Raw genomic sequence first — 22,774 nt, 5'->3', positions numbered from 1 at the left:
GCGTCACAACCCGCGTCACCCGCCGCCCCGTCTCGACGGACCGCATCTCTCATCACACAAAGGATGTTCACCATGAAGCTCCGCAAGGTCACCGCCGCGGCCGCCGCCGCGCTGGTCCTCTCCCTGACCGCGACCGCGTGCGGCGGGGACGACGGCGACAGCGACAGCACCGACTCGGGCTCCAGTGGCGGCGGCAAGATCAAGGTCGGCATCAAGTACGACCAGCCCGGTCTGGGCCTGAAGGAGCCCGACGGTTCCTTCTCCGGCTTCGACGTGGACGTCGCGACGTACGTGGCCAAGGAGCTCGGCTACGACGCCGACAAGATCGAGTTCGTCGAGACCAAGAGCGCCGACCGCGAGAACGCGCTGGCCCGTGGTGACGTCAAGTTCATCGCGGCCACCTACTCGATCAACGACGAGCGCAAGCAGAAGGTCGACTTCGCCGGCCCGTACCTGCTGGCCCACCAGGACCTGCTGGTCAAGAACGACTCCGACATCGCCGAGGGCACCGACCTCAACGGCAAGAAGCTGTGCTCCGTCACCGGCTCGACCTCCGCGCAGAACGTCCAGAAGGACATCGCCCCGAAGGCCCAGCTGAAGCAGTACAGCGGCTACTCGGAGTGCATCGCGGCCCTGCAGAGCGGCGCCGTCGACGCGGTGACCACGGACGACTCGATCCTCGCGGGCTTCGCCGCGCAGGACAAGTACAAGGGTCAGTTCAAGCTCGCCGGCCTCAAGCTGAGCAACGAGAACTACGGCGTCGGTGTCAAGAAGGGCGACACCGCGACCACGGACAAGATCAACAAGGCCCTCGAGAAGATGGTCAGCGACGGTTCCTGGGATACCGCCGTCAAGGACAACTTCGGTCCGGCGAACTACAAGAACGAGCCCGCCCCGAAGATCGGCGTGATCGTCAAGTAACGCAGGGATCCATCGGCGCGCCGCTGCCCGCTGCGATCACGGCGGCGGCGCGCTGCGCCCTCCAGTAGGCCACACACCCGGAAGCGCGGGAGATCGTGTTCGACTTTCTTGAAGGTTACGACGTCCTAGCGGCGTTCTGGATGACGGTGAAACTCACCGCCCTCTCCGCCCTCGGCTCCCTGGTCTGGGGCACTGTGCTGGCCGGGATGCGGGTCAGCCCGGTCCCGCTGATGCGCGGGTTCGGCACCGCCTACGTGAACATCGTCCGGAACATCCCACTGACGGTGATCATCGTCTTCTCCTCGCTCGGTCTCGCCGACGTCTTCGGCATGACGCTGGGCGCCGCCGACGATTTCGAGGCCCTGGGCTTCCGGCTGGCCGTGCTCGGTTTCACGGCCTACACCGCGGCCTTCGTCTGTGAGGCGATCCGCTCCGGCATCAACACAGTGCCGCTCGGACAGGCCGAGGCGGCCCGTGCGATCGGGCTGAGCTTCAGCCAGATCCTACGGCTCATCGTGCTGCCACAGGCCTTCCGCGCGGTCATCGGCCCGCTGGCCAACGTACTGATCGCGCTGACCAAGAACACCACCGTGGCAGCCGCGATCGGCGTGGCCGAGGCCGCCACCCTGATGAAGACGATGATCGAGAACGAGGCCCAGACGCTCGCCATCGGCGCGGTCTTCGCATTCGGGTTCGTGGTTCTGACCCTGCCGACCGGCCTCATCCTCGGCTGGCTCAGCAAGCGACTGGCGGTGAAGCGATGAGCTCGGTCCTCTACGACGCTCCGGGCCCCCGCGCCAAACGGCGCAACCTCCTCATCTCCGTGGTCTTCTTCCTCCTGCTCGCCCTCCTGCTGTGGTGGGTCTGGCAGAAGATGGATGACAAGAACCAGCTGGAGTGGGACCTCTGGGAGCCGTTCACCACCGGCCAGGCGTGGACGACGTACCTGCTGCCGGGCCTCGGCAACACGCTGAAGGCGGCGGCGATCGCCATGGTGATCGGCCTTCCGTTGGGCGCGGTCTTCGGCATCGCCCGACTCTCCGACCACCGCTGGGTGCGCGGTGTGGCCGGCACGGTGGTGGAGTTCTTCCGGTCGATCCCGGTACTGCTGCTGATGCTGTTCGCCAACGAGTTCTATGTCCGCTCCACGGACATCAGCAGCGAGCAGCGGCCCCTGTACGCGGTCGTCACCGGTCTGGTGCTCTACAACGCGTCCGTCCTCGCCGAGGTCGTCCGGGCCGGCATCCTCGCCCTGCCCCGGGGCCAGACGGAGGCCGCCTACGCGGTCGGTCTGCGCAAGGGGCAGACGATGTCCAGCATCCTGCTGCCGCAGGCCGTCACCGCAATGCTGCCGGCCATCGTCAGCCAGCTCGTCGTCATCGTGAAGGACACCGCACTGGGCGGCGTGATGCTCGGCTTCACCGAGCTGCTCAACGCGCGCCAGACGCTGGCGGCCAACTACGCCAACGTCATCCCCAGCTTCATCGTCGTCGGGATCGTCTACATCGTCGTGAACTTCATCCTCACGAGCTTCGCCAGCTGGCTGGAGAAGCGGCTGCGGCGCAGCAAGAAGAGCACGGGCGCGGTTCTCGGCGCCGAGGACATGGAGGAACTCAACCCGGCCGCGATCGGCGGCACCTTCGGGACGGGCGGTGAGGGCGGTGGCATGCCCGGCACCAGGACCTACATCGACCGTAAAGAGCCATAACTGACGATCAGTCAAACGGCGTGCACCGTACGGAGGCAGTGGCATGATCGCCACTGCCTCCGTCACTTGACGCAAGCACCGGCAATGGGTTGCATACGTTCTGTGATCGTGCACCCTGCTCCAACCTCCTGTTCACATACGTCTCTCGGGACGCCCTCGCGGGCAGGGGGCGCCGCGTCGTGGACCCGGTGATCATCGTCGGAGCGGGGCCCGTGGGGCTCACGCTCGCCCTCGCGCTGGCCCGGCAGGACGTGCCGTCCGTGGTCCTCGACGAAGGTCCCGGCAAGGACGAACCGCGTCCCGCCCGCACCGTCGTCCTGCGCGAGGACACCGCCGCCCTGATGGAGCGCCTGACCGGCGTCCCGCTCTCCGAGGACGGCCGCCGCTGGGCCGGATGGCGGTCATTGCGCCGCAAGCAGGTGATGCGCGAGGTCACTTTCGACGACGTCGAGCCGGCGCCCCTGCACATCGCCCAGCACGTGCTGACCGGCGCCCTGCGCGAGGCCTGCGCCGAGGAGCGGCTGGTCAAGGTCTCCGTGGACAGCCGTCTCGACACGGTCGAGCAGGAGCCCTCCGGCGTCACCGCCCACACCCGCGGCCCCAAGGGCACGTGGTGGCGGGGCAGTTACCTGGCCGGCTGCGACGGCCCCCGCTCCACGGTGCGCAAACTCCTCGACATCCGTTTTCCCGGCCGTACAGCGGTGGAGCGGCACGCCGTCGCCGCCCTGCGCACGGAACTTCCGTGGGAGGACGAGGCGTTGCTCCATCGGATGCCTCCGTGGCGGACATCCGGACCCTCGGCCGGGGAGGTCACCGGACGGCCCCTCCCGGACGGCGTCTGGCGCCTCGACTGGCTGCTGCCGCCCGGCAAGGAGCTGGTCACACCCGAGCTCCTGGTGGCCCACATCCGGGAGACCCTCGCCGGCTGGACGGGGGGCCCGACACCGCCGTACGAACTCCTCGACACCGGCGTGCACACCGTGCACCACCGTCTCGCGCGCCGCTGGCGGGTCGGGCGGGTGTTCCTCGCCGGGGACGCGGCGCATCTGCTCGGCACGCTCGGCACGCAGGGGCTCGACGAGGGGCTCAGGGACGCCGACAACCTCGCCTGGAAGCTGGCCCTGGCCTGGCATCACGGGCCGCACGAGGCGCTGCTCGACAGCTACCAGGCCGAGCGGCGCGCGGTCGTCGCCGCCCGGCTGCGCGCCGCCGACCAGGCCCTGCCGCTGGTGCGCGGCGGCGGAGGGCTGCGGGCCGTCGTTCCCGGTTCCGCGCGGGGCCACGACGCGCTGCTCACGGACGGTCACCTGGGGCGCGGGGCGCTCGGTGCGCCGGGGGCGTACGCCATCTCGCCGCTCGCGCCGCGGCATCTGGAGGCGGAGGTCCCGGTGAACACCGCGCCGGGCGCGCCGGTCGCCGATGTCCGGGTCACCGCCGAGGACGGTTCCTTCGTACGACTGCGGGACCGGCTCGGTCGTGGGGCGCTGCTCGTGGTGCTGATCGCGCCGGGCACCGGGGTGTGGGAGCGCAAGCACTGGGTGGGTGCCGGGCTCATGCCCCGCCTCGCGGCCGCGGTGACGGCGCTGCCGCATCCGGCCGAGCTGCTGGTCGCGGAGAGCTATCCGGGCGCGGCGGCCCACACGGTGCTGCTGGTACGGCCCGACGGTCACCTGGTGACGGCGCTGAACGGCGTGCGGCCCGCCGATCTGTACGCGGCCGCCGAGGCGACGCTGGGCGGGCCGGCGAAGACGGAGGCGGGAGCGGGGGCGCGCTGACGGCGCCGGGGAGCTCGCGCGGGGGCGGAATCCGGCTCGCGCCGTCAGTGCCGGACGGCTCGGGCCGCGGTCGTCGCGGGGTCGAGTCCGAGTGGTGCGCAAGGCTCCGCCCGAGGTCACGGCCCGAGCCACGCAGTCCGTGACTGCCGTACACACCGTCACCGTGAGGTCCACATCGTGACAGTGAGTTGACCGGTCTGCCCCACCATGGTGTACTCCGGATCGTGACCGACACCTGTGTGCGCCTGTGGCGGAGGGTCCATATGGACCTCGTCCGCTATGCGGGCTGCGTGTGTCGCGTGTCCTGCTGAATTCGCCTCCCTCTTTTCCAGCGCGCGCCGCTTCGGTGCTGCCGCGCGCTTCCCGCGAACGCTCATCAGGACGGTGCCCGTGTCTGTCTCCCCTTCTGTGTCCGCCGTTTCCACGCCGACGCAGGCGGAACTCCTCGATTTCGTACGGCGGACCGCCGCCGACGCCGAGCTGATCTCCTCGCTCCCGCTCGACCCCGAGGGCCGCACCTGGGTGCGCCTGGAGGGGCCCGGCGGCAGCGAGGCCTGGCTGATCGGCTGGCCGCCCGGTACGGGCACCGGCTGGCACGACCACGCCGAGTCCGTCGGCGCCTTCGTCACGGCCTCCGGTGAGCTCAAGGAGAACTCGCTCAGCGCCCGGCTCCCCGCGGACGGCTGGCAGATCCTGGAACTCGCCGAAGGCATCGACCGGGAGCGGCGGCTCATGGCCGGCAAGGGGCGCTCCTTCGGGCAGCACCACGTCCACGAGGTGCTCAACGAGTCCACCACCGAGCACGCGATCTCCGTGCACGCCTACTATCCGCCCCTGCCGCAGATCCGCCGCTACAGCCGCACCGGACAGGTGCTGCGCCTTGAGCACGTGGAGCGCCCGGAGGACTGGCAGTGAGCGGCTCGGGCGCGAGGGAGGAGCAGCGGGTGGGCGGCCTCGGAGACGGTTCGGGCGAACTCCCGGTCGGCATCGACGAGTTGTTGGAGCGGGTCCGCGAGGGCTACGAGCGGATCGAGGCCCGGGAGGCGTACGACGCCGCCCGGCGCGGGGAGGCGCTGCTGGTCGACATCCGCTATGCCGCCCTGCGCGAACGGGACGGACTGGTTCCCGGCGCCCTCGTCGTCGAGCGCAACGAACTGGAGTGGCGCCTCGACCCGCGAGGCAGCCATCGCGCCCCCGAGGCGACGGGTCACGACCTGCGCGTCGTGGTGATCTGCAACGAGGGTTACGCCTCCAGTCTGGCGGTCGAGTCGCTGCATCGGCTGGGGTTGCGCCGGGCCACGGATCTGGTGGGCGGGTTCCAGGCGTGGAAGGCCTCGGGTCTGCCCGTGGCGCCGTAGGGGCCGGGCCTCGGTCGATCTCGGGTTCGCAGTGGAGCGGGGCGGCGCCGGCGCTGCCTTGGCGACGAGCCGGACCCGGATCGTGGCCCCCGTGTCCCCGCCTTCGACGTCTTCGCCCCGCGGCAGGGCGAGGGCATGGTCCACCGCCAACTTCCGGTGTCCACCGCCGAGTTGGCGACCGCGTCCGCGAAGCGCCCGTCCTTCAGCGCGACCAGGCCCTCCTCGCTCACCCCTCGTGGCAGGCACGGTATGGCTGCGCCGACTGAGCGGTGACGCCGATAGACGGAAGCCGTGCGGGTCGGGCACCTGTGCCGGCTCTCTGTCAGGGTTCCGTCGCGGCCCCGTGAAGTCTTCCGGGAGCCCGGCCCCGGCACACTCCCCGGCCTCAGCTCCCCGCCGAGCTCAGGCGGCGGTTTCAGAACCCCTCGTCGAGGAACTCCGCGTCCTCACCCTCCTCTTCGAGTGCCTGCCGGACCACCCTCAGGGCCATGCCCTCGGGGTACCCCTTGCGGGCGAGCATGCCCGCGAGGCGGCGCAGTCGCTTGTCGCGGTCGAGGCCACGTGTGGAGCGCAGCTTGCGGGCGACGAGGTCGCGCGCGGTCGTCTCCTCCTGCTCGGAGTCGAGCTGTGAGACGGCCGCGTCGATCAACGTGGAGTCGACGCCCTTGGTGCGCAGCTCCTGGGCGAGGGCACGCCGGGCCAGTCCCCGGCCGTGGTGCCGGGACTCCACCCAGGCTTCGGCGAACGCACTGTCGTTGATCAGCCCGACCTCCTCGAACCGCGACAGCACCTCCTGCGCCGCCTCGTCCGGGATCCCCTTCTTGCTCAGGGCGTCCGCGAGCTGTTTTCGCGTGCGCGGGGTCCCGGTGAGCAGGCGCAGACAGATAGCCCGTGCCCGCTCGACCGGGTCCCCTGAAGACTCCCCCTGCTCGGCCCTCGACGAGGAGGGGGAGCCTTCGTCCGCGCCGGACGGCTCCCCGCCGCGTCGCTGCCGACGCCCACGGGAACCGCCCTCGCCACGGGCCGCACGGCCCCCACGGGTGCCACCGCGCCCACGCGGGGAACCGACGCCGGACGGCACCGAGCCGTCGCCCGGCTCATCGTCGTACGGCCCGTCATGGCCGGACGGCTGCCCGGCACCGTAGATCCGGTCGTCGCCGTACTCTCCCCCGGTGCCGTACGACGCGGCGCGACCGTGTCCCCCGTTCGCACCGCGCCCCGCATCGTCCCCGTACGCATCGCCGCCCGGCCCGGAGAATCCCCCGTCGGCTGCCCCGCCCCGCTCGCGCGGAGCGTCCTGGTGGGCGTACTCGGCCCAGTCGGTTCGTCGTGTCACGGGGTCAGCTCTTGGCAGTCGCGGCCTTGGGCTTGGCTGCCTTGGCCGCCGGAGCGGGCACCGTCTTCGCGGCATCGTCCGACGAGGCGGTGACCGCGGCGTCCGCGCCCGGCTCGGCGGTCGGCTCCTGGGGCCGTACGCCGACGCCCAGCTTCTCCAGGATCTTCTTCTCGATCTCGTTGGCCAGGTCGGGGTTGTCCTTCAGGAAGTTGCGCGCGTTCTCCTTGCCCTGGCCGAGCTGGTCGCCCTCGTACGTGTACCAGGCGCCGGCCTTGCGGACGAAGCCGTGCTCCACGCCCATGTCGATCAAACCGCCCTCGCGGCTGATGCCGTGCCCGTAGAGGATGTCGAACTCGGCCTGCTTGAAGGGCGGCGCGACCTTGTTCTTGACGACCTTGACACGGGTGCGGTTGCCGACCGCGTCCGTGCCGTCCTTCAGGGTCTCGATGCGGCGGATGTCGAGTCGCACCGAGGCGTAGAACTTCAGCGCCCGGCCACCGGTCGTGGTCTCCGGGGAGCCGAACATCACGCCGATCTTCTCGCGGAGCTGGTTGATGAAGATCGCGGTGGTCTTGGACTGGTTGAGCGCACTGGTGATCTTCCGCAGGGCCTGGCTCATCAGACGGGCCTGCAGACCGACGTGGCTGTCACCCATCTCGCCCTCGATCTCCGCGCGCGGGACGAGGGCCGCGACGGAGTCGATGACGATGAGGTCGAGGGCACCGGAGCGGACCAGCATGTCCACGATCTCCAGAGCCTGCTCGCCGTTGTCCGGCTGGGACAGGATCAGGTTGTCGATGTCGACGCCGAGCTTCTTCGCGTACTCGGGGTCGAGGGCGTGCTCCGCGTCCACGAAGGCGACCTGGCCGCCGGCCTTCTGCGCGTTCGCCACCGCGTGCAGCGTCAGCGTGGTCTTGCCGGAGGACTCCGGTCCGTACACCTCCACCACGCGGCCGCGCGGCAGGCCGCCGACGCCGAGGGCGACGTCGAGCGCGGTCGACCCGGTCGGGATGACCTCGATGGGCTCCATCGACCGCTCGCCCATGCGCATGACCGCGCCCTTGCCGAATTGCCGTTCAATCTGTGCGAGAGCGGCATCCAGGGCCTTCTCGCGGTCGGTTCCTGCCATGGGTTCCACCCGATTTGCTTGAGTCGATCGCTTCACGTCAAAGACGCTAACGCCTGCCACTGACAATGGGCCCCGACGCCCGTCCGGCCTGTGGATAACTCGGCGACTTCTCCGCCGAAACCGTACTGAAACACCCGCCGCGCGCCTCACCGGAACTCCCATAAGAATGGATGTTCGATTTTCGTGTCAAGCGCACCACGCGGCACTTCCGGGCGGTATGTGTGGCGGCGCTGTGAAGCTAGCTCTGCAGGGCCGACCGCATGTGGTGGCAGCGGTCGATGAAGCGGCGGCGCGCCCAGAGGGCCCACCAGCAGAACCCCGCCACACCGATCGCGAGGACCAGCGGAAGGATCCACGCGCCGGCGCTCACTCCGAGAGCGAGTGTGCCGATCGCGACCAGCCCCATGAAGCCCAGCCAGTACGGCAGCCACCGGCCTCCCCGCTCGACCCGGCCCAGTTCCTCGTCGATCAGCCGTCGCATGGTGGCCCGCTCCTCGGGCGCCTTCGGCACCTCACGGTGCCGGATCTTGCGGTTGAGCTCGGCGATTCCGCGCGCGTCGGTGCCGGTGGCGCGGCCGGCCCTGCGACGCTGCGCGGCCAGGAAGCCGATGGCGATGGCGGTGCAGAGCGCGCCCTGAACCACCCACCAGACCGGGTTCTCATGCCGCCGGAACAGGGCGGTGAGCCCCACGAGCAGCGGGAAGATCAGGACCGCCTGCGCGGTAAGACTGTGGTCGAACCAGCGCTTGAAGGCGCGCACGGCACGTACCTCCTCGGAGTCGACGAAATACCGCTGTCGCTTCCGAATTCCCCGCCGGGGTGGACCTATTGAGGGTGCCCCCCGGTGTCGCGCGTGACCCCGAAGCCGGGTGCTCGGTAGGTTCGCCCACGACACAGGCCGGGGAGGTGGGAGTGGACGACGCACAGGCCGCCTTCCACCTGGACCGGGGTTCCACGGGGTTCTGCCCGTTCGACGACCTTTCGGTGCCTGAGGTCGACCTCAGGGCCTGCCGCACGGCCTGGTACGCCGCGGGCCGGGCGGCCCGAGGGCGGGGCATGGGCTTCGGGGACCGGAAGTACCCGCAGAACTTTCACTGCGCCACGCTCGACGACCATGCCGGCACACACTTCGCGCTGTTCCACGCGCACCACCCGCTGATCGCCTTCGTCCACGAGCAGCGCTCCTGGTACACCGAGTTCGTGGATCCGCCCGCCTGGGCCGCCGTCCTCGGCGACCACGGCTTCACCGTCCTGAGCGCGTCGCGACTTCTGCTGCCCATCCGGAAGGCGGACACCTCTGCCCTGACCGCCGCGGAGCGGGAGCAGATCAGGCACTGGCAACGGGACACCGTCGGCGAGGTGCTCTTCAACTCCTGGGACTGACGGAGGTGCCTCTCAGGAGGAATCGTCCGTCGAGTCCCGCTCCCCGGGCCGCCTCGTCCACAGCGCACGCGCGCGTGTGAAGAGGTTGGAATCCGACAGGCGGTGACCGTGGACCCGGGGGTCGTCCGTGACGTCGTACCGCTTCACATACGCCCCCAGGAACGCCTGCAGCGTGGCGACCGCCGGAATGGCGATCAGCGCGCCCACCGCACCGAGGAGGGCGGTACCGGCGATGACCGAGCCGAAGGCGACGGCAGGGTGGACGTCGACGGTCTTCGAGGTCAGCTTGGGCTGCAGCACGTAGTTCTCGAACTGCTGGTAGATCACGACGAAGATCAGCACCCACAGCGCGTACCAGGGATCGACCGTGAAGGCGATCAGCATCGGCAGCGCGCCCGCGAGATACGTACCGATCGTCGGGATGAACTGCGAGACCAGCCCCACCCAGACGGCGAGCACGGGCGCGTTGGGCACCGCCAGGGCCTGGAGCAGGACGTAGTGCGCGACGCCGGAGATCAGCGCCATCAGACCGCGTGAGTACAGATAGCCGCCGGTCTTGTTGACGGCGATCTCCCAGGCCCGCAGCACCTCCGCCTGCTTGGCGGGCGGCAGGACCGAGCAGAGCGCACGGCGCAGTCGCGGGCCGTCCGCGGCGAAGTAGAACGAGAACAGCGCGATCGTCAGCAGCTGGAAGAGCCCGCCGAGAACCTGGGCGGACACGTCCAGGACGCCGGTGGCGCTGTTCTGCACGTAGTTGCGCAGCCAGTCGGAGCGCAGCAACCCCTCCTGCACATCCACCCGTTTCAGGTCGGTGTGGAAATGCGTGTTGATCCAGTTGATGACGGAGTCGATGTAGGCGGGGAAATCCTCGACGATCTTGATGATCTGGTTCGCCAGCATGGTGCCGAGCAGGGTCACGAAGCCCGCGGACACGATCAGCACGGCGAGGAAGACGAGGAAGGCACCCAGCCCCCGGCGCACCCCTCGCGAGGCCATCCAGCTCACCGCCGGTTCGATGGCCAGAGCCAGGAAGAACGCGATGAGGATGTTGATCAGCAGCCCGGTGAGCTGGTGGAAGGCCCACGTGCCCAACTGGAAGGCCGCATAGAGGGCGAGCGTGAGCACCACGGCACGCGGAATCCAGCGTGGCATGCGCGAGTTCGCCCCGGTGGGTCCGTCGGCCGGGGGCCGGGTGGGCGGCGTCGTGCCGAACGGCGACGCGTGCTGGGGGACCTCGTCGGTCTCGTCGGTGGGTGCCACGGAGCAAGTTTCGCCCACGTGGCCGACAATGCGCTGCCCCCCTCCGATCTTAGTGACCGGTCAGCGCTGTTCTTGTGGCACGTTCATGACGCCGCACACCACATGCCACACGTCTTTGGCCTCCCAGCCAGAGTCCAGCGCCTCGTACACCGTGCGCCCACCGAGCTCCGCCATGACGTGGTCACGCGCGAAGGTCTCGGCGGAGCCCGGACCGAAGTGCTCCGCCATCCGCTGCCAGAAGACCGTCAACCGCATGACACCAGTATCCCGCCCCTGAGAGTGGGCCTCGGCCGGGACCGCTTGTCGAGAACGCTTTCCGTCCTACGGTCTGACGCATGGCCGAAACAGGAGCTTCCTCACTCCCCCCGACGCCCCCGGCGCACTCCCCGCTCTTCCGCGCCGAGCACTTCGTCTGGCTCACCGCGCGCGTGCTGGAACAGCGCCTCTTCGCACACCACTTCCTGAACGGGAACGCCGACCCGGTGGAGACCGCGCTGGACGCCTACCGCAACGAGGACGGCGGATACGGCCACGCGCTGGAGCCCGACCTGCGCGGCCCGGTCAGCCAGCCGCTGCACGCCGGTCACGCACTGAGCGTCCTGGATGCCATCGGCCGCTGCGGCGGCCAGCGCGTGGAACGGGTGTGCCGCTATCTGACATCGGTCTCCAGCCCGGACGGCGCCCTGCCGGCGATCCGTCCCAGCCAGCGCGGCTATCCCGCGGCCCCGTTCATCCCGATCGTGGACGACCCGCCCAGCGAGCTCCTCGCCACCGGCCCGGTGGTGGGCCTGCTGCACCGCAACGAGGTGTGGCATGCCTGGCTGTTCCGGGCCACGGACTTCTGCTGGCACGCGGTCGAGTCCCTGCGGGAATCGCACCCGTACGAGGTACAGGCCGCCGTGGCCTTCCTGGACTCCGCTCCCGACCGTCCGCGCGCGGAGGCGGCCGCCGACCGGCTCGGCCGTCTGGTGCGCGAGCACCGCCTCGCGGCACTGGACCCGGAGCGCCTCGACTCCTACCCGGTGTCGCCCGGCTACGCCCCGGGAGAGCACCACTTCCCGCACGACTACGCGAAGACCCCGCACTCGCTCGCGCGCGCGTGGTTCACGGACGAGGAGATGGAGCGCTCCCTGGACTTCCTCACGGGCGAACAGCAGGAGGACGGCGGCTGGCCGATCCGCTGGCGCCGGTGGGCCCCGAGCGCGGCCCTGGAGGCACGCCCCATGGTGACGATCGAGGCACTGCGCACCCTGAGGACGTACGGCCGCTCGATCGGCTGATCCCGGCACCCCGGTAGTGAAAAACCTCCACGCCATCGGCGATGGCGGCGATCACGAAGTTCTCGTGGGTGTGCCGCACAAAGTTCTTCCGCACGGAGCAATGCGCAACGCGCACCCCATCAAAGCCGCACGGGCCGCAGCAGGCATACGATGCGCGCCCTCACCAGGGGAAACCGCAGGTCAGATCCGTTTGTCAGTACCCGGGTGCAGGATGGACACATGGTCAGCGACGCACGCCGAGCCCTGGACGGCTTCTCCCCCGCCACCCGCGGCTGGTTCACGGGAGCCTTCGACGCGCCCACCGCGGCCCAGGCCGGCGCGTGGAACGCCATCAAAGAGGGCTCGGACGTCCTGGTGGTCGCCCCCACCGGTTCCGGCAAGACCCTGGCCGCCTTCCTCGCCGCCCTGGACCAGCTGACCTCCACACCCCCACCCGCGGACCCGCGCAAGCGCTGCCGAGTTCTGTACGTCTCCCCCCTCAAGGCCCTCGCGGTCGACGTGGAGCGCAATCTCCGCAGCCCTCTGACCGGCATCCGCCAGGAATCCGTCCGCCTCGGCCTCCCCGAGCCCGAGGTCAAGGTGGGCATCCGCTCCGGCGACACCCCCGCCGCCGAGCGCCGCGCCCTTTCCACCCGCCCCCCGGACATCCTGATCACCACCCCGGAGTCCCTGTTCCTGATGCTGACGTCGGCCACCCGCGACGCGCTGACCGGCATCGAGACGGTCATCCTCGACGAGGTGCACGCCGTCGCGGGCACCAAACGCGGCGCCCACCTCGCCCTCTCCCTCGAGCGCCTCGACGAACTCCTCCCGAAGCCGGCCCGCCGCATCGGCCTTTCCGCGACCGTGCGCCCGGTCGACGAGGTCGCCCGTTACCTCTCCCCTCGCCGCAAGGTGGAGATCGTCCAACCGAAATCCGGCAAGGAATTCGACCTGTCCGTCGTGGTCCCCGTGGAGGACCTGGGCGAATTGGGCGGCTCCCCGGTGGCCGACGGCACCGAGGGCGCGGAACGCCCCTCGATCTGGCCCCACGTGGAGGAGCGCATCGCCGACCTCGTCCAGTCCCACCGCTCCACGATCGTGTTCGCCAACTCCCGCCGCCTCGCTGAGCGCCTCTGCAACCGCCTCAACGAGATCGCCTACGAACGGGCAACAGGCGAAACCCTGGACGAACACCACGCCCCCGCGGAACTCATGGGCGGCTCAGGCGCGGCCCAGGGCGCACCTCCGGTCATCGCCCGCGCCCACCACGGCTCGGTCTCCAAGGAACAACGCGCCCTCGTCGAGGAAGACCTCAAAGCGGGCCGTCTCCCCGCGGTGGTCGCCACCTCCAGCCTCGAACTCGGCATCGACATGGGCGCGGTGGACCTGGTCGTCCAGGTCGAGTCACCCCCCTCCGTGGCCTCCGGCCTCCAACGCGTGGGCCGCGCGGGCCACCAGGTGGGCGCGGTCTCCACCGGCGTGGTCTTCCCGAAGTACCGAGGCGACCTGGTCCAGGCAGCGGTCGTCACCGAACGCATGCGCACCGGCTCCATCGAGTCCCTGAAGGTCCCCGCCAACCCCCTGGACGTACTGGCCCAGCAGTTGGTCGCGATGACGTCGATGGACACCTGGCAGCTGGACGACCTCCTCGCCATGGTCCGCCGAGCCGCTCCCTTCGCCTCCCTGCCGGACTCCGCCTTCACCGCGGTCCTCGACATGCTCGCGGGGCGCTACCCGTCCGACGCCTTCGCGGAACTGCGCCCCCGCGTGGTCTGGGACCGGGTCGCCGGCACCATCACCGGCCGCCCCGGCGCCCAGCGCCTCGCCGTCACCTCCGGCGGCACGATCCCCGACCGCGGCCTCTTCGGAGTGTTCCTCGCCGGAGCCGACCCGAAGAAGGGCGGCGGAAGAGTGGGCGAGCTCGACGAGGAGATGGTCTACGAGTCGCGGGTCGGCGACGTCTTCACGCTCGGCACCAGCTCCTGGCGCATCGAGGACATCACCCGCGACCGCGTCCTGGTCTCCCCCGCCCCCGGTGTCCCGGGCAGGCTCCCCTTCTGGAAGGGCGACCAGCTGGGCCGCCCGCTCGAACTCGGCCGCGCGGTGGGCGCGTTCCTCCGCGAAGTCGGTTCGCTCCCCAAGGACAAGGCCCGCCCACGCCTCCTCGCGGCAGGCCTGGACACCTGGGCGGCCGACAATGTCCTGGCGTACCTCGCCGAACAACGCGAGGCCTGCGGCCACATCCCCGACGACCGCACGATCGTCGTGGAGCGCTTCCGCGACGAACTCGGCGACTGGCGCGTGGTCGTCCACTCCCCCTTCGGCGCCCAGGTGCACGCCCCGTGGGCCCTCGCCCTGGGCGCCAAGCTCTCCGAGCGGTACGGCATGGACGCCCAGGTCATGCACGCCGACGACGGCATCGTCCTACGGCTGCCCGACGCCGACCTGATGGGCCTGGACCTGCTCGACCAGGAACCGACCAAGCTCGGCACGGAGTACGACGCGGACCAGGCCCCCGTGGGCGCCGCGGACGTCGTCTTCGACAAGGGCGAGGTCGACCAGGTCGTCACGGACCAGGTAGGCGGATCGGCCCTGTTCGCGTCCCGCTTCCGGGAGTGCGCCGCCCGCGCGCTCCTGCTGCCGCGCCGCAGCCCGGGCAAGCGCACCCCGCTGTGGCAGCAACGCCAGCGTGCCGCCCAACTGCTTCAGGTCGCCAGCGAGTTCGGCTCGTTCCCGATCGTCCTGGAGGCGGTCCGCGAGTGCCTCCAGGACGTCTTCGACGTCCCCGGCCTCGTCGAGCTGATGGGCGATCTGGAGTCCCGCAAGGTCCGCCTGGTCGAGGTCACCACCCCCGAGCCGTCCCCCTTCGCCCGCTCACTCCTCTTCGGATACGTCGCCCAGTTCCTGTACGAGGGGGACTCACCGCTCGCCGAGCGCCGCGCGGCGGCCCTGTCCCTCGACTCCCGTCTGCTGGCCGAACTGCTCGGCCAGGCGGAGCTGCGCGAGCTGCTCGACGCCGAGGTGCTGGCCGAACTGGAACAAGAACTCCAGTGGCTCACCGAGGACCGCCGAGCCAAGGACGCCGAGAGCGTCGCGGACCTCCTCCGCCTCCTCGGCCCCCTCACGGACACGGAGCTGGCCGAGCGGGGCGCGGAGCCACCGTGGGCACAGGAGCTCGCCCGAGCCCGGCGCGCGATCAAGGTCCGCATCGCCGGCACCGACCACTGGGCGGCGATCGAGGACGCCGGCCGTCTGCGCGACGCACTGGGCACAGCGCTGCCGGTCGGCGTACCGGAAGCCTTCACGGAACCGGTCAAGGATCCGCTCGGTGACCTCCTCGCACGTCATGCCCGCACCCACGGCCCGTTCACCTCGGCGTCCGCGGCGGCCCGGTTCGGCCTCGGCGTGGCGGTCACGGAAGGCGCGTTGCAGCGCCTCTCCGCGAACGGGCGTGTCGTACAAGGCGAGTTCCACCCGGCGGGCATCGGTCAGGAGTGGTGCGACGCCGCCGTACTGCGCCGACTGCGCCGCCGTTCCCTGGCCGCCCTGCGCCACGAGTTGGAGCCGGTGTCCCCACCCGCCCTGGCCCAGTTCCTCCCCCAGTGGCAGCACATCGGCAAGGGCCATGGGCTGCGTGGTGCCGACGGACTGGTGCGTGCGGTAGAGCAGTTGCAGGGCGCCTCCGTGCCCGCCTCCGCCCTGGAGAAGCTGGTCCTGCCGTCCCGCGTCGCGCACTACACCCCGGCGATGCTCGACGAACTCACCTCCGCGGGCGAGCTGGTGTGGGCCGGAGCCGGCTCTCTCCCCGGCAAGGACGGCTGGGTCTCCCTCTATCTCGCCGACGCGGCGCCCCTGCTCCTGCCACCACCGCACCCCTTGGAGCTGACGGCACTCCACGAGTCCGTCCTGACCGCCCTCTCCGGTGGCTACGGCCTGTTCTTCCGCCAGATCGCCGACCAGGTCCGCGCCACCACCCACCCCGACGCCACCGATCCCCAACTCGCCGACACCGTCTGGGACCTGGCCTGGTCCGGCCGCCTGACCAACGACACACTCACCCCCATGCGCTCCCTGCTGGGTTCGGGCCGCACCGCCGGCTCCACGGCCCACCGCGCCAAGCGCACGGTCCCGCGCGGCCGGTACGGCTCCCTCACCGCCGCCGCCCGCCCCGCCTCCCGAACCGGACCTCCCACGGTCGCCGGCCGCTGGTCCCTGCTGCCCGACCGGGAGCCCGACCCCACCCTGCGCGCCCACGCCCTGGCCCGCACCCTCCTCGACCGGCACGGTGTGGTGACCCGGGGCGCGGTCTCCGCGGAAGGCGTCGAGGGCGGCTTCTCGGCGACGTACCGCATCCTGTCCGCCTTCGAGGAGACCGGCCAGGCCCGCCGCGGCTACGTCGTGGAAGGCCTCGGCGCCGCCCAGTTCGCCATGGACGGCGCGGTCGACCGCCTCCGCGCGGTGGCCAACGCCCGCGAACGGGGAGACGGCCTGCCGGGCGCGAACACCGGCTTCGGTACCCCCAGCCCAGAGGACGGCTTCGAGGCGCCCGTCGGCACCGCCCCCGCCGACGACTTCGCCGACTTCGGCTGGCTGGACGAGATCCCACGCTCCCCCGGCGACTATGTCTCCCCCCGTGACCTGGCCTCACCAGGCACCGGCGGCCCCCGCAGCGGGCCGTACGGCCCAAGCCACGCCGTCACCCCCCACCGGTCCCCGACCCGCACCCCCGAATCCCGGGCCGTCGTCCTCGCCGCCGCCGACCCGGCGAACGCGTACGGCGCCGCCCTCCCCTGGCCGGAGCCCCCGACCGGCGCGGGCCACAAGGCGGGCCGTAAGGCGGGATCCCTGGTGGTCCTGGTGGACGGCGAACTGACCCTTTACATGGAGCGCGGCGGCAAGACCCTGCTGGCCTGGCCGGAGGACCCGGACGCCAAGGCCACCGACGACCCACGCCTCCAGTCAGCCGCCGAAGCCCTCGCCACGGCCGCCCGCGCAGGCTCCCTCGGCACGGTCACGGTGGAACGCATCAATGGCACCCCAGCCCTGACGTCCCCCATCGGCACCCTCCTGGAGGGATCAGGCTTCATCGCCACCCCACGGGGCCTACGCCTACGGGCCTGACACGCCCAGCCCCTCTTGGCCAACGGCAGGCCGGGCCGACTTGGGGGCGCGGGGCTGTGTCGATTTGCGGCTCCGCCGCGGGGCGCGACAAGCCACCGACAACCCGCACCCGCCACAAAGACAGCAGCCCCCAACCCATTGGGCGCCCACCCACCACCCCATGCCACCCTTGACCCATGCCCGAAGGAGACACCGTCCGGCAGGCAGCGAGCCGACTGCACACCGCCCTCGCCGGCAAGGTACTCACCCGCAGCGACCTCCGCGTCCCCAAGTACGCCACGGCCGACCTCACGGGCCGGACCGTCCTGGACGTCACCCCGCGCGGCAAGCATCTGCTCACCCGTATCGAGGGCGGCCTGACCCTCCACTCGCACCTGAAAATGGACGGCTCCTGGAAGGTGTACGCCACGGACCAGCGCTGGACCGGCGGTCCCACGCACCAGATCCGCGCGATCCTCGGTACCGCCGACCGCACGGCGGTCGGCTACCGCCTCCCCGTCCTGGAACTCCTGCGCACCATCGACGAACACCGTGCCGTGGGACACCTGGGCCCCGATCTCCTGGGCCCCGACTGGGATCCGGGCCGCGCCCTCGCCAACCTCCTCCAGGACCCCGCCCGCCCCCTCGGCGAGGCGCTCCTCGACCAGCGCAACCTCGCCGGCATCGGCAATGTGTACAAGAGCGAGCTCTGTTTCCTGCTCGGCGTCACCCCGTGGCTCCCCGTCGGCGCCCTCCCCGAGGACCGCGCGGCCAAGCTGCCCACGCTCGCCAAGAAGCTCCTGGAGGCCAACCGCGACCGCCCGGTCCGCACCACCACGGGCCGCCGCGGCCAGGACCTGTTCGTCTACGGTCGCGCCCGCCACCCGTGCCTGCGCTGCCACACCCCCGTCCGCAAGGCCGACCAGGGCGACGGCTCCCGCGAACGTCCCACATACTGGTGCCCGGCATGCCAGACCGGACCGGCCCCGGGCACAGTCCAACGCCCCGGAACCCCACACCGTACGACTAATTGACGCCCCGTCAGAAACCCTCGTACCGTCCCCCCATGACCGTCAGCGCGTACGACCTGACCGGACGCACCGCATTCGTCACCGGCGCCGCCGGCGGTATCGGCCGCGCCTGCGCGATCCTGCTCGCCGAAGCCGGCGCCACCGTGCATTGCGCGGACCGGGACGCGCGGGGCCTGCACGAGACGGCGACCCTGATCAAGGGTGTGGGCGGTGCCGCCCACACCCACCACCTCGACGTCACGGACCGCGACCGGCTCCACCAGGCCGTCGCCTCCTGCGAGCGCCTGGACGTGATGGCGGCGATCGCCGGAATCATGCACAGCAGCCCGGTCCTGGAGACCCGGGACGAGGACCTCGACCGGGTCCTGAGCGTCAACTTCAAGGGAGTCCTGTACGCCTGCCAGGAGGCGGCCCGCCTGATGCTGGAGCACCGGACCAGGGGCAGCATCATCACGATGGCCTCCGGCGCCGTCGACACCGGCGGTCCCGGCCTGCTCTGCTACGGCGCCGCCAAGGCGGCCGTCGTCCAGCTGACGAAGACCCTGGCGACTGAGGTCGGCCGCCACGGCATCCGCGTCAACGCCGTCGCCCCGGGCTGGATCCGCACCCCCATGACCGACCGCCATGGCGAGGCCCAGGAGCGGACCGAGGCGCTGATGGCCCGGATGTCCCCGCTGGGCCGGGTCGGCGAGCCGGAGGACATCGCCCATGCCGTGCTGTATCTGGCGTCCGACGCCTCGTCCTTCACGACGGGCCAGATCCTGCGTCCGAACGGCGGAGTGGCGATGCCGTGGTGAGTCCCCAGGCCGCCCGCCACCGCCCCACCGCAAGCGCCCCGGCCGCCCGCGCCCTGGGCACACAGTGGACCGGCAGCAGACTCAGCCCCCACCCTCCGGCGGCGACCGCACCCTCCAGCACCCCCGCGCCGGGAGCGAAGGCCAGCCGCAGCACGGCCCACCACCACACCACCCCGGCCCCGAGGGCCACCCCCCACCGCACTATCGGCCGCGCCATCAACCCACCTCCAGCCCACGCTTGAAGCTAGGTCACCTCCGTCACCCACCGCGCGGGCGCACCGACAGCGCAGAGAGGCATCGTCCGCACAACCGGCACCGGTGACCGCGAACCACGTCACTCCACGATGCACGAAAGCCCCGGCCAACGCCTCTCCGGATGATCCGGAGAAACCTGGCCGGGGCCTCCCGCACTTCTCAGCGCGCCCTCAGCTCGTCTTCGAGCGCATCTCAAGCGCAAACGCCGGTAACGCTCAAGCGGCGACGACGTCCACCGCTTCGGCGGGCGCCTTGATGGTGACCCGTTCCGGCGGCACACCGGCCACCGAGACGGAGCCCAGCATCGGACGTACCGACGTGGGCACGGGTTCGCTGGGGGTGGCCGCAGCGGACTGGGCCAGCTCGGCGAGGGCGAGCTCGTCGCTCACTTCCCGCATCAGTTCGGACATCCGTACGTCCAACGCGTCGCAGATGGCGGAGAGCAGCTCGGAAGATGCCTCCTTCTGCCCCCGCTCCACCTCGGAGAGATAGCCGAGTGAGACTCGGGCGGACGAGGAGACTTCGCGCAGAGTACGGCCCTGGCGCTGGCGCTGCCGACGCAGCACGTCACCCAGCAGGCGACGGAGCAGAATCATCGGTGGCTCCCTCCTCGGACCGCGTAGCCGCATCCTTCACGCCCCACCGTACCGCCTTGCGCCGCGGCCGTGCGGGGAGCGATGTCGTGTTCACTCAGGGCTGCAAACATCAAAACCCCCCGTTCCGTTCCGTATCCTGTGCCCGCTCATTCCCGGTCTGTTCGCCCGCAAGCTCCTGAAGGAGCAGTGCGAGTACGCTCCGTACACTCTCCATACGAATTTCCGCCCGGTCGCCGTTCAACCGCAGTGACGCCACTTTCCCGCCACCGGAGAGTTCCGGGGTGGGTCCGTCGATCGCCACATAGACCGTCCCGACGGGCTTTCCGTCCTGTTCCTCAGGGCCTGCGACACCCGTGGTCGCGATGCCCCAGTCGGCACCGAGCGCCTTGCGCACTCCGGCCGCCATCTGGGCCGCGACCTGCGGATCCACCGCTCCACGCTCAGCCAGCAGAGTGGCGTCGACGCCGAGCAGTTCATGCTTCAGCTCGGTGGCGTAGGCAGTCACCGAGCCCCTGAACGCCTTGGACGCCCCGGGGGCCGCTGTGATTTCCGCCGCAACCAACCCACCGGTGAGCGACTCGGCGACCGCGAGCGTCTCCGCCCTCACCGCGAGTAGTCGCACCACTTCGGTGGCCGGGGAATTCACGCTTCCGTCTCCTCCAACGCCGCCTCGCGCTCGGCGATTCCCTGCCGGCGCAGCACAATGGCCTGTCTCACATAGTCGAGGCCGGTCGCCACGGTCAGCGCGACCGCCACAGCCATCACCCAGAACCGCGCGGTGGCCAGCCACCCCGTCAGCGCCAGGATGTACATGCCGACCGCGATGCCCTGTGTGAGTGTCTTCAGCTTGCCGCCGCGGCTCGCCGGGATGACGCCGTACCGGATGACCACAAAACGCAGCAGCGTGATCCCGAGTTCCCGCCCGAGGATGACGCCGGTCACCCACCACGGCAGATCGCCGAGGGAGGACAGACAGATGAGCGCCGCCCCCATGATCGCCTTGTCGGCGATGGGGTCGGCGATCTTCCCGAAGTCGGTGACGAGGTTGTAGGTGCGCGCCAGATGACCGTCGAAGAGGTCGGTGATCATCGCGACGGCGAAGGCGGCCCAGGCGAACGACCGCCAGGCCGGGTCGTACCCGCCGTCGGCCAGCATCAGCGCGACGAAGCCCGGCACGAGGAGCAGCCGGAGCATGGTCAGAAGGTTGGCGATGTTCCAGAGGCTGGCCTCGTTGACGGCCGCGGCCACGATCTTGCCGCTGCGCGCGGACTTGGCACCGGATTCGGCGCCGGACGCACCCGCCGTGCCGGACGCACCCGCCTGGGAGGGGCCACCCGCAGCGGATGCCGGTGCTCCGGTCATCTGCCCGCCTCCTCACTACACCCGAGCGAGCCGGCCAGCGGCTCGGCCACCAGATCGACACCCTCGGTACCGATCACCTTCGCCTCGACCATACGACCGACGCTCAGACCTTCGCCGCTCGTGAGCAGCACCTGGCCGTCCGTCTCGGGGGCCTGGTGCTCGCCGCGTCCGTGGACACCCTCGTCGTCCACGGACTCCACCAGCACGTGCACGGTCTCGCCCACGCGCTCCTCGGCCCGCTGCGAGACGAGTTCCTCGGCCAGCCGGGAAACCCGCGCGAGGCGCTCGGCGACGACGTCCTCGTCGAGCTTGTTGTCGTACGTCGCCGCTTCCGTGCCCTCCTCGTCGGAGTAGCCGAAGACGCCGATGGCGTCCAGCCGAGCGCCGTTCAGGAACCGCTCCAGCTCCGCCAGGTCGTCCTCGGTCTCGCCCGGGAAGCCCACGATGAAGTTGGAGCGCACGCCTGCCTGCGGGGCCTTGCCGCGGATGGTGTCGAGCAGCTCCAGGAAGCGGTCGGTGTCGCCGAAGCGGCGCATCGCGCGCAGCACGCCGGGGGCGGAGTGCTGGAAGGAGAGGTCGAAGTAGGGCATGACCTTGGGCGTGGAGGTGAGCACGTCGATGAGCCCGGGTCGCATCTCGGCCGGCTGGAGGTAGCTGACGCGCACCCTCTCCAGGCCGTCGACCTCGGCGAGCTCGGGCAGCAGGGACTCCAGCAGACGGATGTCGCCCAGGTCCTTGCCGTACGAGGTGTTGTTCTCGGAGACCAGCATGATCTCCTTGACGCCCTGCTCGGCCAGCCACCGTGTCTCGTTCAGCACGTCGGAGGGGCGGCGCGAGATGAAGGAGCCGCGGAAGGACGGGATGGCGCAGAAGGTGCAGCGCCGGTCGCAGCCGGAGGCGAGCTTCACCGAGGCCACCGGGGCGCCGTCCAGTCGGCGGCGCATGGGTGCCCGGGGGCCGGAGGCCGGAGCGAGCCCTTCCGGAAGGTCCGCGGGCGCGGGCGCGGGCGCGGCGACCTCGACGGTCGCCCCATGCCCCGGCAGCGCGACCGCCGCCGCCGATTCCTGCCGCTCCGAAGGGCTGATCGGCAGCAGCTTGCGCCGGTCGCGCGGGGTGTGGGCGGCGTGGATGCCGCCGCTCAGGATGGTCTGCAGGCGGTCCGAGATATCGGCGTAGTCGTCGAAGCCGAGCACACCGTCCGCTTCAGGGAGGGCCTCGGCGAGGTCCTTCCCGTACCGCTCGGCCATGCAGCCCACCGCCACGACGGCCTGGGTTCTGCCGTGCCCCTTGAGATCGTTGGCCTCCAGGAGGGCGTCGACGGAGTCCTTCTTGGCGGCGTCGACGAAGCCACAGGTGTTGACGACGGCGACGTCCGCGTCCTCGGCGTCCTCGACGAGTTCCCAGCCGTCCGCCTCCAAGCGGCCTGCGAGCTCCTCCGAGTCCACCTCGTTACGGGCGCAGCCAAGAGTGACGAGTGCGACGGTACGGCGTTCAGGCATGG

The 22,774-nt window shown here is 70.8% G+C and carries 22 protein-coding genes; 12 read left to right on the top strand and 10 right to left on the bottom strand.

Annotated elements, in window-relative coordinates; translation table 11 throughout:
• Nucleotides 1-72: 72 nt before the first annotated feature.
• From TN53_RS04455 to TN53_RS04430, 7 genes are all read left to right on the top strand, one after another.
• Entirely contained in the window at nt 73-921 is an 849-nt protein-coding gene (locus TN53_RS04455; protein WP_046257130.1) for a glutamate ABC transporter substrate-binding protein, read from the top strand.
• A 95-nt stretch (nt 922-1,016) separates the two neighbouring features.
• A complete protein-coding gene (locus TN53_RS04450; RefSeq protein WP_046257013.1) occupies nt 1,017-1,685 on the top strand; it encodes an amino acid ABC transporter permease in 669 nt (222 codons plus the stop codon).
• Complete coding sequence (locus tag TN53_RS04445) at nt 1,682-2,629, top strand: amino acid ABC transporter permease (RefSeq protein ID WP_046257012.1); 948 nt, start codon at nt 1,682-1,684, stop codon at nt 2,627-2,629. Before TN53_RS04450 ends, TN53_RS04445 begins: the two co-directional genes overlap by 4 nt.
• A gap of 179 nt (nt 2,630-2,808) precedes the next feature.
• Entirely contained in the window at nt 2,809-4,404 is a 1,596-nt protein-coding gene (locus TN53_RS04440) for an FAD-dependent monooxygenase (RefSeq protein WP_046257011.1), read from the top strand.
• 224 nt (nt 4,405-4,628) lie between these two features.
• Nucleotides 4,629-4,715: a putative leader peptide gene (locus TN53_RS49465; protein ID WP_365397949.1), complete on the top strand. Its 87-nt coding sequence runs from the start codon at nt 4,629-4,631 to the stop codon at nt 4,713-4,715.
• Between the two features lie 79 nt (nt 4,716-4,794).
• The gene (locus tag TN53_RS04435) at nt 4,795-5,319 is read left to right on the top strand and encodes a cysteine dioxygenase (RefSeq protein WP_046257010.1); all 525 of its coding nucleotides are present in this window, start codon (nt 4,795-4,797) and stop codon (nt 5,317-5,319) included.
• A gap of 29 nt (nt 5,320-5,348) precedes the next feature.
• The gene (locus TN53_RS04430; RefSeq protein ID WP_046257009.1) at nt 5,349-5,762 is read left to right on the top strand and encodes a rhodanese-like domain-containing protein; all 414 of its coding nucleotides are present in this window, start codon (nt 5,349-5,351) and stop codon (nt 5,760-5,762) included.
• Between the two features lie 415 nt (nt 5,763-6,177).
• Here the strand turns inward: TN53_RS04430 and recX are convergent, their stop codons facing one another.
• The 3 genes from recX to TN53_RS04415 all read right to left on the bottom strand — a co-directional run bounded on the left by recX (nt 6,178) and on the right by TN53_RS04415 (nt 8,987).
• Nucleotides 6,178-7,098, bottom strand: coding sequence for a recombination regulator RecX (recX, locus tag TN53_RS04425; RefSeq protein WP_046257008.1), 921 nt, complete (start codon nt 7,096-7,098; stop codon nt 6,178-6,180).
• 4 nt (nt 7,099-7,102) lie between these two features.
• The gene (gene recA, locus TN53_RS04420) at nt 7,103-8,227 is read right to left on the bottom strand and encodes a recombinase RecA (RefSeq protein WP_046257007.1); all 1,125 of its coding nucleotides are present in this window, start codon (nt 8,225-8,227) and stop codon (nt 7,103-7,105) included.
• A 238-nt stretch (nt 8,228-8,465) separates the two neighbouring features.
• Nucleotides 8,466-8,987, bottom strand: coding sequence for a hypothetical protein (locus tag TN53_RS04415; protein ID WP_046257006.1), 522 nt, complete (start codon nt 8,985-8,987; stop codon nt 8,466-8,468).
• Nucleotides 8,988-9,139: 152 nt separating this feature from the next.
• Between TN53_RS04415 and TN53_RS04410 the strand changes: the two genes are divergently transcribed.
• Nucleotides 9,140-9,610, top strand: coding sequence for a hypothetical protein (locus TN53_RS04410; RefSeq protein WP_046257005.1), 471 nt, complete (start codon nt 9,140-9,142; stop codon nt 9,608-9,610).
• A 12-nt stretch (nt 9,611-9,622) separates the two neighbouring features.
• On the opposite strand, the gene TN53_RS04405 is transcribed toward TN53_RS04410, so the two are convergent.
• Both TN53_RS04405 and TN53_RS04400 read right to left on the bottom strand, forming a co-directional pair.
• The gene (locus tag TN53_RS04405) at nt 9,623-10,870 is read right to left on the bottom strand and encodes an AI-2E family transporter (RefSeq protein WP_095046289.1); all 1,248 of its coding nucleotides are present in this window, start codon (nt 10,868-10,870) and stop codon (nt 9,623-9,625) included.
• Between the two features lie 60 nt (nt 10,871-10,930).
• Nucleotides 10,931-11,125, bottom strand: a complete 195-nt coding sequence (locus TN53_RS04400; protein WP_046257004.1) for a DUF3046 domain-containing protein — start codon at nt 11,123-11,125, stop codon at nt 10,931-10,933.
• Between the two features lie 80 nt (nt 11,126-11,205).
• On the opposite strand from TN53_RS04400, the gene TN53_RS04395 reads away from it, so the two are divergent.
• The 4 genes from TN53_RS04395 (at nt 11,206) to TN53_RS04380 (ending at nt 19,060) form a co-directional block, all read left to right on the top strand.
• Nucleotides 11,206-12,150, top strand: coding sequence for a hypothetical protein (locus TN53_RS04395; RefSeq protein ID WP_046257003.1), 945 nt, complete (start codon nt 11,206-11,208; stop codon nt 12,148-12,150).
• A 219-nt stretch (nt 12,151-12,369) separates the two neighbouring features.
• Entirely contained in the window at nt 12,370-17,253 is a 4,884-nt protein-coding gene (locus TN53_RS04390; RefSeq protein WP_046257002.1) for an ATP-dependent helicase, read from the top strand.
• A gap of 176 nt (nt 17,254-17,429) precedes the next feature.
• The gene (locus TN53_RS04385; RefSeq protein WP_046257001.1) at nt 17,430-18,266 is read left to right on the top strand and encodes an Fpg/Nei family DNA glycosylase; all 837 of its coding nucleotides are present in this window, start codon (nt 17,430-17,432) and stop codon (nt 18,264-18,266) included.
• A 32-nt stretch (nt 18,267-18,298) separates the two neighbouring features.
• Nucleotides 18,299-19,060 (top strand): SDR family NAD(P)-dependent oxidoreductase, encoded by a 762-nt coding sequence (locus TN53_RS04380; RefSeq protein WP_046257000.1) that lies wholly within the window; start codon nt 18,299-18,301, stop codon nt 19,058-19,060.
• Here TN53_RS04380 and TN53_RS48140 read toward each other — a convergent pair.
• From TN53_RS48140 to rimO, 5 genes are all read right to left on the bottom strand, one after another.
• Complete coding sequence (locus TN53_RS48140) at nt 19,008-19,277, bottom strand: hypothetical protein (RefSeq protein ID WP_095046288.1); 270 nt, start codon at nt 19,275-19,277, stop codon at nt 19,008-19,010. The two genes, TN53_RS04380 and TN53_RS48140, sit on opposite strands and share 53 nt — an antisense overlap.
• A 253-nt stretch (nt 19,278-19,530) precedes the next feature.
• Nucleotides 19,531-19,911, bottom strand: coding sequence for a helix-turn-helix domain-containing protein (locus TN53_RS04375; protein ID WP_046256999.1), 381 nt, complete (start codon nt 19,909-19,911; stop codon nt 19,531-19,533).
• A 109-nt stretch (nt 19,912-20,020) separates the two neighbouring features.
• The gene (locus tag TN53_RS04370) at nt 20,021-20,557 is read right to left on the bottom strand and encodes a CinA family protein (RefSeq protein WP_046256998.1); all 537 of its coding nucleotides are present in this window, start codon (nt 20,555-20,557) and stop codon (nt 20,021-20,023) included.
• Entirely contained in the window at nt 20,554-21,273 is a 720-nt protein-coding gene (gene pgsA, locus TN53_RS04365) for a CDP-diacylglycerol--glycerol-3-phosphate 3-phosphatidyltransferase (protein WP_046256997.1), read from the bottom strand. The genes TN53_RS04370 and pgsA overlap by 4 nt, the downstream gene beginning before the upstream one ends.
• Nucleotides 21,270-22,772, bottom strand: coding sequence for a 30S ribosomal protein S12 methylthiotransferase RimO (rimO, locus tag TN53_RS04360; protein ID WP_095046287.1), 1,503 nt, complete (start codon nt 22,770-22,772; stop codon nt 21,270-21,272). Before rimO ends, pgsA begins: the two co-directional genes overlap by 4 nt.
• Nucleotides 22,773-22,774 lie beyond the last annotated feature (2 nt).

The sequence above is a fragment of the Streptomyces sp. WM6386 genome (assembly GCF_000972385.1).
Taxonomy (GTDB): domain Bacteria; phylum Actinomycetota; class Actinomycetes; order Streptomycetales; family Streptomycetaceae; genus Streptomyces.
Note: the sequence above shows the minus strand (reverse complement) of the source record. Positions and strands in the feature narration are given on the sequence as shown.

Bases quoted from the DNA above. Each gene is read 5' to 3' on its own strand.
- TN53_RS04455 (WP_046257130.1), top strand. From the start codon at position 73: ATGAAGCTCCGCAAGGTCACCGCCGCGGCCGCCGCCGCGCTGGTCCTC.
- TN53_RS04445 (WP_046257012.1), top strand. From the start codon at position 1,682: ATGAGCTCGGTCCTCTACGACGCTCCGGGCCCCCGCGCCAAACGGCGC.
- recA (WP_046257007.1), bottom strand. From the start codon at position 8,227: ATGGCAGGAACCGACCGCGAGAAGGCCCTGGATGCCGCTCTCGCACAG.
- TN53_RS04400 (WP_046257004.1), bottom strand. From the start codon at position 11,125: ATGCGGTTGACGGTCTTCTGGCAGCGGATGGCGGAGCACTTCGGTCCG.
- TN53_RS04395 (WP_046257003.1), top strand. From the start codon at position 11,206: ATGGCCGAAACAGGAGCTTCCTCACTCCCCCCGACGCCCCCGGCGCAC.
- TN53_RS04390 (WP_046257002.1), top strand. From the start codon at position 12,370: ATGGTCAGCGACGCACGCCGAGCCCTGGACGGCTTCTCCCCCGCCACC.
- TN53_RS04385 (WP_046257001.1), top strand. From the start codon at position 17,430: ATGCCCGAAGGAGACACCGTCCGGCAGGCAGCGAGCCGACTGCACACC.
- TN53_RS04380 (WP_046257000.1), top strand. From the start codon at position 18,299: ATGACCGTCAGCGCGTACGACCTGACCGGACGCACCGCATTCGTCACC.
- TN53_RS48140 (WP_095046288.1), bottom strand. From the start codon at position 19,277: ATGGCGCGGCCGATAGTGCGGTGGGGGGTGGCCCTCGGGGCCGGGGTG.
- TN53_RS04375 (WP_046256999.1), bottom strand. From the start codon at position 19,911: ATGATTCTGCTCCGTCGCCTGCTGGGTGACGTGCTGCGTCGGCAGCGC.
- pgsA (WP_046256997.1), bottom strand. From the start codon at position 21,273: ATGACCGGAGCACCGGCATCCGCTGCGGGTGGCCCCTCCCAGGCGGGT.
- rimO (WP_095046287.1), bottom strand. From the start codon at position 22,772: ATGCCTGAACGCCGTACCGTCGCACTCGTCACTCTTGGCTGCGCCCGT.